The 13,310-nt window shown below is 44.9% G+C and carries 13 protein-coding genes; 12 read left to right on the top strand and 1 reads right to left on the bottom strand.

From position 1 onward, the window contains the following. Positions 1-49: 49 nt before the first annotated feature. Entirely contained in the window at positions 50-844 is a 795-nt protein-coding gene (gene map / locus KUL49_RS00135; protein WP_014948551.1) for a type I methionyl aminopeptidase, read from the bottom strand. A 412-nt stretch (positions 845-1,256) separates the two neighbouring features. Here map and rpsB point away from each other — a divergent pair, with 412 nt between their 5' ends. From rpsB to lpxA, 12 genes are all read left to right on the top strand, one after another. Continuing rightward, positions 1,257-1,988, top strand: a complete 732-nt coding sequence (gene rpsB / locus KUL49_RS00130; RefSeq protein WP_014948552.1) for a 30S ribosomal protein S2 — start codon at positions 1,257-1,259, stop codon at positions 1,986-1,988. 121 nt (positions 1,989-2,109) lie between these two features. Then, positions 2,110-2,982: a translation elongation factor Ts gene (gene tsf / locus KUL49_RS00125; protein WP_014975850.1), complete on the top strand. Its 873-nt coding sequence runs from the start codon at positions 2,110-2,112 to the stop codon at positions 2,980-2,982. A 236-nt stretch (positions 2,983-3,218) separates the two neighbouring features. Beyond that, complete coding sequence (gene pyrH, locus KUL49_RS00120) at positions 3,219-3,956, top strand: UMP kinase (RefSeq protein WP_014948554.1); 738 nt, start codon at positions 3,219-3,221, stop codon at positions 3,954-3,956. 23 nt (positions 3,957-3,979) lie between these two features. Then, on the top strand, positions 3,980-4,537 hold the full coding sequence (gene frr / locus KUL49_RS00115; RefSeq protein ID WP_014948555.1) for a ribosome recycling factor: 558 nt from the start codon (positions 3,980-3,982) through the stop codon (positions 4,535-4,537). A gap of 9 nt (positions 4,538-4,546) precedes the next feature. Further along, positions 4,547-5,329 (top strand): polyprenyl diphosphate synthase, encoded by a 783-nt coding sequence (gene uppS / locus KUL49_RS00110; RefSeq protein WP_110287659.1) that lies wholly within the window; start codon positions 4,547-4,549, stop codon positions 5,327-5,329. Between the two features lie 54 nt (positions 5,330-5,383). After that, positions 5,384-6,247: a phosphatidate cytidylyltransferase gene (locus tag KUL49_RS00105; protein WP_131135903.1), complete on the top strand. Its 864-nt coding sequence runs from the start codon at positions 5,384-5,386 to the stop codon at positions 6,245-6,247. After that, positions 6,247-7,434 carry a 1-deoxy-D-xylulose-5-phosphate reductoisomerase gene (gene ispC / locus KUL49_RS00100; RefSeq protein ID WP_131135902.1) on the top strand — a complete coding sequence of 396 codons (1,188 nt, stop codon included), beginning with the start codon at positions 6,247-6,249 and terminating at the stop codon, positions 7,432-7,434. The genes KUL49_RS00105 and ispC overlap by 1 nt, the downstream gene beginning before the upstream one ends. Then, complete coding sequence (rseP, locus tag KUL49_RS00095; RefSeq protein WP_131135901.1) at positions 7,428-8,780, top strand: sigma E protease regulator RseP; 1,353 nt, start codon at positions 7,428-7,430, stop codon at positions 8,778-8,780. The genes ispC and rseP overlap by 7 nt, the downstream gene beginning before the upstream one ends. A 58-nt stretch (positions 8,781-8,838) precedes the next feature. After that, complete coding sequence (gene bamA / locus KUL49_RS00090) at positions 8,839-11,316, top strand: outer membrane protein assembly factor BamA (protein ID WP_039230512.1); 2,478 nt, start codon at positions 8,839-8,841, stop codon at positions 11,314-11,316. 62 nt (positions 11,317-11,378) lie between these two features. Continuing rightward, positions 11,379-11,894: an OmpH family outer membrane protein gene (locus KUL49_RS00085; protein WP_039230508.1), complete on the top strand. Its 516-nt coding sequence runs from the start codon at positions 11,379-11,381 to the stop codon at positions 11,892-11,894. A gap of 193 nt (positions 11,895-12,087) precedes the next feature. Further along, entirely contained in the window at positions 12,088-12,537 is a 450-nt protein-coding gene (fabZ, locus tag KUL49_RS00080; protein ID WP_014948562.1) for a 3-hydroxyacyl-ACP dehydratase FabZ, read from the top strand. Position 12,538: 1 nt separating this feature from the next. Next, complete coding sequence (gene lpxA, locus KUL49_RS00075) at positions 12,539-13,309, top strand: acyl-ACP--UDP-N-acetylglucosamine O-acyltransferase (RefSeq protein WP_014948563.1); 771 nt, start codon at positions 12,539-12,541, stop codon at positions 13,307-13,309. The last annotated feature ends 1 nt before the right edge of the window (position 13,310 follow it).

Genomic DNA, 13,310 nt, shown 5'->3' with positions numbered 1-13,310 from the left:
TATTTTTAACGCGATTATTCGAAACGTTATCAATATTGTCGAAGTCGATTTATCCGTGAGAAATGATGCGTTCCAAGGTTTCTTCTTCGCGAAGCGTAAGAATCTCAACGCCGGTTTCAGTGACCAATAGGGTGTGTTCCCATTGGGCGCTTAAACTTCTGTCTTTAGTTACCACAGTCCATTGGTCTGGTAGCACTTTTGAGTAGCGCTTGCCTGCGTTTACCATAGGTTCGATGGTAAAGCACATGCCTGGCTCTAACACATCACCCGTCCCTGGCTTACCGTAGTGAACAATTTGTGGTTCTTCGTGGAAACTAGCGCCAATACCGTGGCCGCAGTATTCACGAACTATTGAATAGTTATGCGCTTCAGCATGGGTTTGACAAATATGACCGATATCGCCAAGACGCATACCCGGTTTCACTTGCTCAATAGCTTTGTATAAGCATTCTTGGGTAACGCGAATTAGGCGTTCTGCAAGAATAGAAGGCTTACCTACCACAAACATTTTTGACGTATCGCCATGATAGCCATCTTTAATAACTGTCACGTCGATATTAATGATGTCGCCGTCTTTCAGTTTCTTGTCAGAAGGAATACCGTGGCAAATACAGTGGTTTACCGACGTACAGATAGACTTTGGAAAAGGCGGGTGGCCGTAGTTTAAAGGCGCAGGTACCGCTTTTTGCTCATTTACGATGTAGTCGTGGCAAATAGTATTTAGCTCATCTGTGGTAACGCCTTTCTTTACGTAAGGCCCTATCATAGTAAGCACCTCGGCTGCCAATTTACCGGCTACGCGCATTTTTTCGATTTCTTCTGGGGTTTTGATAATAGCTGTCACAGCGCCTCTCAAATCGTTTGAAACTAGTTTGATGAAGAATTTTGATTACTTACGCATTATAACACTATTCAGGTCATTCTTAGTAAGGTGATGATATTGCTGGTTTTTATTTGATAAAGTCAGAGGTGTAAAGCGACCTTATCAAAGGTTCTATACTTTCTTTAATTTAAATACTTCAAATTGTCGCTTTTTACCCTCAAAACTTGAGGCTTAGGTGGTATTGTGGTATAAAGCGCGCGCCCTGACGGAAAGCTCATTTTGCCACGTGCATTTGGCACCGTTTTAGAGGGTAAATTTATTTTATTAAAACACACATATACCGACACTTCGTATCGGGGTGTTCAGTTCAATTTAGGTTGGTCTGAATCGATACAAGGGGTATATGGAGGCCTAACCCCAAGAGGAAAATAAAATGGCTAATGTTTCTATGCGTGACATGCTGAAAGCAGGTGTGCATTTCGGTCACCAAACTCGTTACTGGAACCCAAAGATGAAGCCTTTCATCTTCGGCGCTCGTAACAAAGTTCATATCATCAACCTTGAAAAAACGGTTCCACTTTTCAACAACGCACTTAACTACCTTTCAGGTGTTGCGTCTAAGAAAGGTAAAATCCTTTTCGTTGGTACTAAGCGCGCAGCTGGCGAAGCAGTTAAAGATGCTGCTCTTAAGTGCGACCAGTACTACGTAAACAAGCGTTGGTTAGGTGGTATGCTGACTAACTGGAAAACAGTACGTCAGTCAATCAAGCGTCTTAAAGATCTTGAGCAGCAAAGCCAAGACGGTACGTTTGAGAAGCTAACTAAGAAAGAAGCACTTATGCTTCAGCGCGAAATGGACAAGCTTGAAAACAGTCTTGGCGGTATCAAAGACATGGGCGGTCTTCCAGACGCGATCTTTGTTATCGACGCAGATCACGAGCACATTGCTGTAACAGAAGCTCGTAACCTAGGTATTCCTGTTGTTGGTGTTGTTGATACTAACTCTAACCCAGACGGTGTTGATTACATCATCCCTGGTAACGATGATGCTATCCGCGCTATCCAACTTTACTTGGATGCTGCTGCAAACGCTATCAACTCAGGTCGCGAAAGCAACCTTGAAGTACAAGCTGAGCAAGACGACTTCGTAGAAGCAGCAGAGTAATTCTGATTGCTTACTGTCATATCTTAATAATATGGCAGTACTACAATACGAAACGTATTGAGAGGGGCGACATCGCCCCTTTTACCTAACGAATTTATATTTAATGCTGAGGAATTGAAAAATGGCAGTGACTGCAGCACTAGTTAAAGAACTGCGCGAACGTACTGGCGCAGGTATGCTGGATTGTAAAAAAGCCCTGGTTGAAACGGATGGTGACATTGAGTTAGCCATTGAAAACATGCGTAAATCAGGCCAAGCGAAAGCGGCTAAAAAAGCAGGCCGTATCGCAGCTGAAGGTGTAATCCTTACTAAGGTTGAAGCAGGTCGCGCGACTATGCTTGAACTTAACTGTGAAACTGACTTCGTAGCACGTGACGAAGGTTTCCTTAAATTTGGTAACGAGCTTCTAGAAGTAGCAGCTGCTAACAACATCAACGACATCGAAGCGCTTAACGACGCAGACATGAACGGCGTTAAAGTTAGCGAAGCGCGTGATGCACTTGTTGCTAAAATCGGCGAAAACATCTCTCCTCGTCGCGTTATCAACGTTGAAGGCGATACACTAGGCGCGTATGTACACGGCGGCCGTATTGGTGTTATCTCTATCCTTACTGGCGGTGACGAAGAGCTAGCGAAAGACGTTGCAATGCACGTTGCAGCTGCAAGCCCGCAGTTCGTTAAGCCTGAAAACGTTCCAGCAGAAGTTGTTGAGAAAGAGAAAGAAATCCAAATCGAAATCGCTATCCAGTCTGGTAAGCCAGCTGATATCGCTGAGAAAATGGTTGCAGGCCGCATGAAGAAGTTCACTGGCGAAGTGAGCTTGACTGGTCAGCCTTTCGTTAAAGATCCTTCAATCTCTGTTGCTGAGCTTCTTAAGAACAACAGCGCAGACGTAATCAATTTCGTACGTTTCGAAGTTGGTGAAGGTATCGAGAAGAAGACTGAAGACTTCGCTGCTGAAGTAGCTGCTCAAATGGCTGCTGCTAAGAAATAATTGAGTGTTTATCTTTTGCATTAAGCAATAGTTAGATAAACTACAAAGCACCTCTTAGGAGGTGCTTTTTTATAGCTGAACATCTTTAGTGTTGCCAATGTAATGCGTAAGTGTGAAGCTAGGCGAAATACGTACGCGCCTGCCTGACAAACGAAAGCGGTTTGTCCTATGTTTTTTACACCAGTGATTTAACGAAAGACATAGGACAAAACGGGTTTACGAGGACAATTCAAACTATGAGTATCACACCAAAATCAGCATACCGACGCATTTTGTTAAAGCTTAGTGGTGAAGCCCTAATGGGGGCGGAAGGCTTTGGCATAGACCCTAAAGTGCTAGATAGAATGGCACAAGAGATTAAAGAGCTGGTTGAACTTGGTGTTCAAGTTGGTCTTGTTATCGGTGGTGGTAACTTGTTCCGTGGCGAAGGCTTAGCAAAAGCGGGAATGAACCGCGTTGTTGGCGATCACATGGGAATGTTAGCTACCGTTATGAATGGCTTAGCCATGCGCGACGCGCTTCATCGTGCATTTGTAAATGCTCGTATGATGTCAGCTATCCCACTTAATGGCGTGTGCGATGCCTACAACTGGGCAGAAGCCATTAGCCTTCTTAAGTCAGGCCGCGTTGTTATCTTCTCTGCGGGTACGGGCAATCCTTTCTTCACTACAGACTCAGCGGCTTGCTTACGCGGCATCGAAATTGAAGCCGATGCGGTATTAAAAGCGACCAAAGTGGATGGTGTATATAGTGATGATCCGGTTAAAAACCCAGAAGCTACGCTGTATGAAGAACTGACTTACCAAGAAGTACTAGAAAAAGAACTTAAAGTGATGGACTTGTCAGCGTTTACTTTGGCGCGCGATCACAGCTTGCCAATTCGCGTATTCAACATGAATAAGCCAGGTTGCCTAAAACGTGTTGTGATGGGCGAAAAAGAAGGTACTGTTATTCGCCACGCTGACAACGATTAATTAAGAACAATAGGATACAAATCGTGATTGATGAAATTGAATTAGATGCGCAAGAGCGCATGGAAAAAAGCCTAGTTTCTCTAAAGGGCCAATTCAGCAAAATCCGCACTGGTCGTGCGCATCCAAGCCTTCTAGATGGCATCATGGTACCTTATTACGGCGTAGACACGCCGCTAAAGCAAGTGGCTAACGTAGTTGCAGAAGACAGCCGTACTCTAGCGTTAACTGTGTTTGATAAAAGCGCCATTCAAGCGGTAGAAAAGGCCATTATGCAGTCTGACCTAGGTTTAAACCCAATGAGTGCAGGTGGTTCAATTCGTATTCCTTTACCTCCTCTAACGGAAGAGCGTCGTAAAGACCTTATTCGCGTTGTTCGCAACGAAGCAGAAGGTGGTCGTGTAGCTATCCGCAACATCCGTCGCGACGCTAACGGTGACATCAAAGATCTTCTTAAAGAAAAAGAGATCAGTGAAGATGAAAGCCGCGCTGCTGAAGAGAACATTCAATCTATTACTAACGATTTCATTAAGAAAGTTGACAGCATGCTTGCTGACAAAGAAAAAGAACTAATGGAAGTATAAGTAAGTATTATGATTGGAAAGCGTTTAAGCGCAGCCAAATCGACGAAAGCTGAGGCGCCGGCAGTGACTGCTGGCCCGAAGCACGTTGCAATCATTATGGATGGCAATGGTCGATGGGCGCAAAGGAAAGGGAAAATTCGTACCTTTGGCCACAAAGCCGGGGTAGAGTCTGTTCGTTCTGTTGTGCGCTTTGCACGTCAAAACGGCATTGAATCACTTACGCTATTCGCGTTTTCAAGTGAAAACTGGAAGCGTCCTGAGGAAGAAGTCAGTGTCTTGATGGAGCTGTTCAATCTTGTCCTCAATAGTGAAGCAAAACGGTTACACAAAAATGGTGTACGTTTGCAGGTTATTGGTGATGTTGAAGCGTTTGACGCTAAGCTAGTCGAAAAAATTCGCAAAGCTGAAGACATGACCAAAGACAACAAAGATTTAGTCTTAAATATCGCCGCAAATTATGGCGGTAGATGGGACATTGTAAACGCGGCTAAGCAACTTGCAACGCAAGTGAAAAGCGGTGAACTTGATGTTGAAAACATCTCTGAAGACGCACTTAACGCGCATATTTCAACGGCTAACCTTCCTGAGTTAGACCTTCTCATTCGCACAGGTGGCGAGCACCGTATTAGCAATTTCTTGCTGTGGCAGTGTGCCTATGCTGAATTGTACTTTACTGACGTACTATGGCCCGACTTTAACGAAGACGTGTTTCAACTAGCCGTAGACGATTTTAATGTTCGCCAACGTCGCTTTGGTCTAACCGGTGAACAAGTAGTCACAGCCGATGGTTAACACCATACAGGCAATTATCAGGCTAGCCCTGGTAACGAAAGCCAAGGGCAAATTATGCTAAAACAACGAATAATAACTGCATTAATCCTCGCGCCACTGGCGCTTTACGCTATTCTTTTTCTTCCTATTTTTTGGTTTGAAATAGCCATTGCTGGTGTTGTCGGCATTGGCGCTTATGAATGGGCGAATATGTCGGGCGTATGTGAACGTCCTAAAAAGCTCATTTATATGGCAGGTGCCTTTGCCATATGTATAGCCTTGTCTCTTGTTGTTGATGCCAGCACGATTTGGTATCAAGGCCAATTGCATGGTTTATACCGTGCCATATTAACGGTTGCCGTATTATGGTGGATAGCGTCTTTATTTATGGTGCTAGCCTATCCCAAATATTCCAAGTTCTGGAAAGACAGTCGCAGCGTTAGAACCCTATTTGGGGCACTTACGCTTATACCCACATGGGTAGCGGTTGTTGCGCTTCGCACGAGCTTGCACGATGTTGATCCTTTCTACGGCGCTTCACTCATCTTCTATGTGCTGGGGATTGTTTGGGCTGCAGATATTGGTGCATTCTTTGTTGGCGTAAAATTCGGACGCCACAAGTTACGCCCTAACGTATCGCCAGGTAAAAGTTTAGAAGGCTTGTTAGGCGGTATTGCAGCTTCATTCGCTATTATCGCTTTTGCGGCCCTTCACTATCAGGTAGAGCCTTCGCGTATTTGGCTTCACCTTGCTATTGGCGGTATTACGGTGGCTGTTTCCGCCCTTGGCGATTTAAACGAAAGCATGCTTAAGCGTTGTGCGGGCATTAAAGACAGCGGCAAAATTCTCCCTGGACACGGTGGTGTGCTTGATAGAATCGACAGCTTAACCGCGGCATTCCCTGTTTTTGCGTTCTGCTATGTAACCTGGATGGCGTAATGCAAACAGTAACAGTGTTAGGGGCCACAGGCTCCATTGGTTGCAATACACTTGATGTAATAAATCGCCACCCAGACAAATATCGCGTATTTGCTATTACTGGCAACTCACAGCTTGACTTGCTTATGGAGCAGGCCCAGAAATGCGCGCCGCGCTATGTGGTAATTGCTGATGACGCTAACTACAAACTAGCCTGTGAGTTAGCATCCCAGTACGGTGTGGATGCAGAAATTCTCGCTGGTGCTAAGGCGCTGGAAGAAGTATCCAGCGCGCCTGAAGTTGATGCTGTAATGGCAGCTATTGTGGGTGCAGCAGGGCTTTTACCTACACTGGCAGCAGTAAAAGCGGGTAAACGGGTTTTGCTTGCGAATAAAGAAGCGTTAGTCATGTCTGGTGCTTTATTTATCGAGGCTGCGAACCAAAGCGGCGCTGAAATTCTTCCTATCGACAGCGAACACAACGCCATATTCCAGTGCCTCCCGCACGATTATGAATACGGTAACTTTGCTGCATCCGGCATTCGTAAAATTCTCTTAACGGGTTCTGGTGGTCCGTTTAGAGAAAGGCCGCTTGATAGCTTCTCGTCAATTACAATTGATGAAGCCAGTACACACCCTAACTGGTCGATGGGCAGAAAAATTACAATCGACTCTGCAACTATGATGAACAAGGGGCTGGAGTTTATTGAAGCCTGTTGGCTGTTCGGTGCTGCTGCAGATGATATTGATGTGGTTATTCACCCGCAAAGTATTATTCATTCTATGGTGCAATATGTTGATGGGTCGGTGATCGCACAAATGGGCAACCCTGACATGCGTACCCCTATTGCTTATGGTTTGGCGCATCCTGAGCGAATCGAAGCGGGTGTGACGCCGCTCGACTTTTCAGATATAGCTAATTTCAGTTTTCAAACCCCTTGCATTGAACGTTATCCGAATTTGAAACTGGCTATTGATGCGTGTAAAGAAGGGCAATGTGCAACAACGCGAGTGAACGCATCAAATGAAGTGGCTGTCGACGCCTTTCTAGAAGGCAAGATTCAGTTTTGCGATATTGCTAAAGTAAATGACGCCACGCTTAATGCTATGCCCAATGTGTCGGTGAATTCTATTCAGCAAATACTAGAGCAAGACAGCCTTGCAAGAGCAAAAGCTAACGAGATTATTCGAGGTAAATTCCAATGCTAGCATTTTTATGGAGCCTTGGTGCATTCATTGTAGCCTTAGGTATTTTGGTTGCTGTACATGAATGGGGGCACTTTTATGTGGCTCGTAAATGCGGTGTGCAGGTAGAGCGTTTCTCAATTGGTTTTGGAAAGCCTATATGGCGTAAAACAAGTAAATCAGGCACAGAATATGTCATCGCTATGATCCCATTAGGTGGATACGTGCGCATGCTCGATGGACGCATTGATGACGTACCGCCTGAGCTAGAAGACAAAGCGTTTAACAATAAACCCGTATTACAGCGCATGGCGGTTATTGCTGCTGGCCCTGGCGTTAATTTTATTTTTGCGTTCTTCGCACTGTGGTTGATGTATTTAGTAGGCTTGGAAACCGTTAAACCTGTGGTTAAAAGCGTTGAACCAGAGAGCATCGCAGCCATTGCTGGTGTACAACCTAGTGATGAAATTATTAAAGTTGGCGACAGGAATACGCCTGATTGGGAAGCGGTAAACCTGGAAATAGTCTCAAACATTGGCGCCGAAAAAACCAATGTTACGGTTAAAAATTCGTCAAATGTTGAAAAAGAACTGACTTTTACACTGGGTTCTTGGAACTTTGACCCAGATAGCGAGTCTCCTTTAAGCAGCTTAGGGTTAACCCCTTATCGTCCAGATGCAACGTTAACCGTTGGGTTTGTAGGTGAAGGAAGCGCTGCTCAGCAAGCGGGTTTAAAACCCGGTGATGAGCTTCTTGCATTAAATGGCGCTAAGTTGTCATCGTGGGAGCGATTAGTTGACGTTATTGTTGAAAGTCCCGGCGAGAATATCTCGCTTGATATACAAAGGGATGGACAAGAGCTGACGTTAGATGCCACGATAGCGCGCCGCGATACACCACAAGGGCAAAGTGGATATCTCGGTGTAAGCCCAACATTTGAGCCTTGGCCAGAAGGGTATGTGTTTACGCATCAATATGGCATTATAGAGGCTATTGGGAAGGCGCTAGATAAAACATGGCGTCTTATGACACTCAGTGTCGAAATGATAGGTAAGCTCATCACGGGCGACGTGTCAGTGAAGAATTTGAGTGGGCCTATCTCAATTGCTCAAGGTGCGGGAACAAGTGCTGGGTATGGACTTGCGTACTTTTTGAGTTTTCTTGCCTTAATAAGCGTAAATTTAGGCATAATAAATTTATTACCCTTGCCCATGCTTGACGGTGGTCACCTCATGTTTTTTATCGTGGAGTGGATCACAGGCAAACCTGTGCCTGAAGCGGTGCAGGAATGGGGTTACAGAATAGGTGGCGTGCTTCTGTTTATGATCATGGGTATCGCAATTTTTAACGATATCGCTCGCATAACCTGATACAAATCAGGAAGTACAAAACAGCTAATACAAAACGCGGCCAGGAAAAGAAAAATAGATGAAGTTAAAACAGTTAGTAGCAGCCGGAGCCATTCTTTCCAGTGCTAGCTTTGCCAATGCTGCGGCGCAAGACAGTGAATTTGTCGTTGAAGACATTCGCGTAGAAGGTTTGCAACGAGTTGCACTTGGTGCAGCCTTAACCTACTTGCCCGTTCAAGTTGGCGACGAGCTTAATACATTCAGGGTAACGCAGCTTATTCGCTCGTTGTACTCTTCAACTCACTTTGAAAATGTTGAAATTCTTCGCGATGGCAATACGCTTGTTGTGCGTGTGTCTGAACGTCCAACTATCAGTAATATTATTTTTGATGGCAATGATGACATTAAAGATGAGCAACTTCAGGAAAGCTTGGACGGAAACGGGGTTCGCATTGGTGAGCCGCTTGATAAGACCGTACTAACCTCTATTGAGAATGGCCTGAAAGACTTCTTTTACAGCATCGGTAAATATAATGCTGATGTAACGGCTATCATAACGCCGCTACCGCGTAATCGTGTTGACTTGAAATTACTTTTCGAAGAAGGCGACGCGGCTGAAATTGAACAAATTAATATTGTAGGTAACGAGATCTTCTCAGACGAAGAGCTGATGGAGGCTTTTGAGCTACAATACGACACGCCTTGGTGGGATTTTCTATCGGAAACTCGCTACCAGCAGCAAACGTTGCAAGGGGACATGGAAACGCTGCGTAACCATTACTTAAACCGTGGCTACCTTCGCTTTAATGTTGACTCTACGCAGGTTTCGATGACACCTGAAAAATCAGGTATCTACATTGCCATGAACGTAACAGAAGGTGAGCAATACACCATTTCTGAAGTGGAATTGGTAGGCGACGTACTCGGACACGAAGAGTATATTGAACGCGTGCTTCCGCTTACTACGGGTGAACTCTATAACCAAGCCGAAGTAACGTATACAGAAGAATTTATCAGTAAGTATCTTGGTCGCTTCGGGTACGCTTACCCAACAGTAACTACGGTTCCTGAAATTAATGACGAAGACAAAACGGTTAAGCTCACGCTGTCTGTTGACCCAGGTAAGCGTATATACGTCAACCGTATTAAGTTTAACGGCAACGTGGTAACAGCAGATAACGTACTACGTCAGAACGTGAGTCAGATGGAAGGCACGTGGCTTTCGAATAACTTACTGGAGTCTTCTAAGAACCAGCTTTCTCGTCTTACCTATATGGAAGAAGTTGAGTTTGAAACGGTACGTATTCCGGGGTCGGAAGATAAAGTAGACGTTAATTTTAACGTCAAAGAACAGCCTTCGGGCTCGTTCAACGCAGGTATTGGTTACGGTGATAGAACGAAACTTAGCCTGCAGGCGGGTATCCAACAAGATAACTTCTTAGGTACAGGTAAACGAGTAGGCCTGAACCTAAGTACGGTATCTTACCAGCGTAGTGCGCAAATCACGTATAACGACCCTTACTTTACCATTGATGGTATCAGCTTGGGTGGAAGCATAGGCTACAGTGAATTCGACGGCTCTGACTTTAACGTAATCCAGTACAACTCAAAACGTTGGTCTATTGGTGCGAACATTGGTTATCCGATTAACGAGTTCAACCGTATCAACTTCGGTTTGACCTACAGCAATGTTGAGCTATTCAACCGTGGCTACTATGAGCAGACTGAACAGTTCTATAATCAGTTTACTAACGGTGAAGACCCAGACGCAGCGATTAAATACGATAGCTATTTGGCTAGCATTAGTTGGAGCAGAAGTACGCTTAACCGCGGTTTGTTCCCAACCGCCGGTTCATCTCAGCGAGCGTCATTCAGTATTACCACGCCAAACTCAGACGTTAACTACTTCAAGACCGTATTTGACGGTAAGTGGTACTTCCCATTATCTCGTAACCAGCGTTGGTCTTTCCTAGCGCGTGTACGTCTTGGCTACGGTAATGGTTATGGTGATATTAACGGCAATGAACAAATATTACCGTTTACAGAGAACTTTACTGCGGGTGGTTCAGACTCACTACGTGGCTTTGAAAACAACACGGTAGGTCCTCGCGGTATATTCTTAGGCAATACGGGTACCATTGTTGGGCCTGACGGTGAAGTGTTCCCAGGCGATCCAGCTGATGCGCAGCTATCTTGGTCAACGCGAAGCCTAGGTGGTAACGCGATGGCCCTTGGTGGTATAGAACTTATAGTTCCTACACCGTTTGTTGAAGAAGAAATGGATAACTCAGTTCGCACAAGTTTGTTTGTGGATGTGGGTAACGTGTGGGATACTGAGTTCGACTATGACTATTACCGTCAGTTTGACATAGCATCATCGCAAAATGGCGAGCTATTGGACTATTCTGACTGGAGCCTGTATCGTAGCTCGGCAGGTATATCAGTCCAGTGGATATCGCCAATGGGACCGATGGTATTCAGCTTCTCGAAAGCGATACAGCAACGTGATGGTGACGATGCGAGATTCTTCACTTTCAACATTGGTCAAACTTTCTAAGACATTAAAGCGAGCGTGTTTTTAGGCGCGCTCTATAATAAGATTTACAAAAGGAGTTCCCTTTGAAACAGTTGGTTAAACATATCGTTGCAGGAGCAATGCTGGGTAGCGCTTTAGTTAGTACATCTGTAATGGCAGAGCAGAAAGTTGCAGTTGTCGATGTGCAAGGTATTTTCCAAGCGATGCCTCAAGCGGCTGAAATTCAAAACGCTATTCAGGCTGAATTTAAAGATCAGCTTGAAGAAGTGAATCAACTGCAGCGTGATGGTCAGTTCTACGCAGAACGTCTTCAGCGCGACGCGGCGACTATGAGCGATGCAGAGAAGAAAGAACTAGAACAAAAAATCTTGTCAGTGCGTGAAGAGCTAGCTAAAAAAGGTCAACCTTTACAGCAAAACATTCAACGTCGCAGCAACGAAGAGCGCAACAAGCTTCTTGGCCTAATCAAGCAAGCTATTGACTCTGTTGCAGCAAAGCAAGGTTATGACCTAGTACTTAACTCTGGTGCAGTTGCGTTTGCAAAAGAAGAGCACGATTTATCTGAGCAAGTTCTTCAGCAAGTAAGCAAAACTAACTAATAACTGCGCTAGTCAGTTGTAAAATTTATCAGACCAACTCCCCAAAGGTGTTGGTCTGATTTGTTTTTTGCGCTTAACAGCGTATGGTTGCCGCCGTTTTTAGTTTTTACGGCGAGTTTGACCAGAATGCCAATCAATCATCTGTATTGGTATAAAATAGTTGTAGGTCATGCTTGTATACAGGAGAAAGTTTTTGGCCAATTCACTTAATACCATCGAAATTCAGGAAATATTGGAACTGTTACCTCATCGGTATCCATTCCTACTTGTTGATCGTGTAACAGACTATGTTCTGGGTGAGTCTGTAAAGGCTTATAAGAATATCACTATCAATGAGCCGTGTTTCATGGGGCACTTCCCTGAACAGCCAATTTTCCCAGGGGTATTAATTCTTGAAGCAATGGCACAAGCTGCCGGTGTTTTAGGATTTAAGACAATGGGTAACAATGATAAGTTATACTTGTATGCAGGGATTGATAACGCACGCTTTAAGCGTCCTGTTGTTCCAGGCGACAGGCTTGAGTTTGATGTTGCTCTAGTTAAAGAGCGCAGAGGGATTTGGAAATTTAAAGGCACTGCAAGCGTTGATGGCGATATCGCTTGTGTTGCAGAGTTTATGTGTGCGATGAGAGAGATAGCTTAACGTGATCCATCCAACTGCGGTAATTTCAGAAAGTGCAACGATTGGTGAAAATGTCACCATTGGCCCATTTTGTGTGGTAGACGACAACGTCACCATAGGCGATGGCTGTATTCTGAAATCACATGTGGTGGTACGCGGCCCAACGCGTATCGGTAAAAACAATAAATTTTATCAGTTTTCTTCAATTGGTGAAGACTGCCAAGATAAGAAGTATGCGGGCGAGCCTACTGAACTTGTCATCGGTGACGATAACGAGTTTAGGGAAGGGGTAACCGTTCACCGAGGCACTATTCAAGACAACAGCATTACCATAATCGGTTCTCGCTGTTTATTTATGGCCAACTCTCACGTTGCCCATGATTGTGTTCTTGGCAACGACATTATTATTGCAAACAGTGTTGCGATTGCTGGCCATGTTCACATGGACGACCACGTCATTGTTGGCGGTGCCGCAGGTATTCACCAGTTTTGTAAGATTGGTGCTCATTCGTTCTTGGGGGCTGGCGGCATTATTCTGCGCGACGTGCCTCCCTTTGTTATGGTCAGCGGTCAGAAAAATATTCCTCAGGGTATTAATTCTGAAGGACTTAAGCGTCGTGGCTTCAGTAAAGAAGAAGTTATGGCCATTAAACGCGCTTACAAAGCAATATACCGTGAAGGCAATACCGTAGACGAAGCCATTGAAAAACTTGCCGAACCCGCACAGGAGTTCCCTGGTGTGGCCCTTATGGTGAAGTTCTTACAAGACTCTGAGCGAGGCATTATTCGCTAAT

This window comes from Alteromonas sp. KUL17 (genome assembly GCF_006538305.1).
GTDB lineage: Bacteria > Pseudomonadota > Gammaproteobacteria > Enterobacterales > Alteromonadaceae > Alteromonas > Alteromonas macleodii.
This window is presented reverse-complemented; position numbering and strand designations above follow the sequence as displayed.

What these genes read in the sequence shown, in the direction of transcription:
- KUL49_RS00105 (WP_131135903.1), top strand. Translation starts at nt 5,384, where the DNA reads ATGCTAAAACAACGAATAATAACTGCATTAATCCTCGCGCCACTGGCG.
- pyrH (WP_014948554.1), top strand. Translation starts at nt 3,219, where the DNA reads ATGAGTATCACACCAAAATCAGCATACCGACGCATTTTGTTAAAGCTT.
- tsf (WP_014975850.1), top strand. Translation starts at nt 2,110, where the DNA reads ATGGCAGTGACTGCAGCACTAGTTAAAGAACTGCGCGAACGTACTGGC.
- uppS (WP_110287659.1), top strand. Translation starts at nt 4,547, where the DNA reads ATGATTGGAAAGCGTTTAAGCGCAGCCAAATCGACGAAAGCTGAGGCG.
- rpsB (WP_014948552.1), top strand. Translation starts at nt 1,257, where the DNA reads ATGGCTAATGTTTCTATGCGTGACATGCTGAAAGCAGGTGTGCATTTC.
- ispC (WP_131135902.1), top strand. Translation starts at nt 6,247, where the DNA reads ATGCAAACAGTAACAGTGTTAGGGGCCACAGGCTCCATTGGTTGCAAT.
- bamA (WP_039230512.1), top strand. Translation starts at nt 8,839, where the DNA reads ATGAAGTTAAAACAGTTAGTAGCAGCCGGAGCCATTCTTTCCAGTGCT.
- rseP (WP_131135901.1), top strand. Translation starts at nt 7,428, where the DNA reads ATGCTAGCATTTTTATGGAGCCTTGGTGCATTCATTGTAGCCTTAGGT.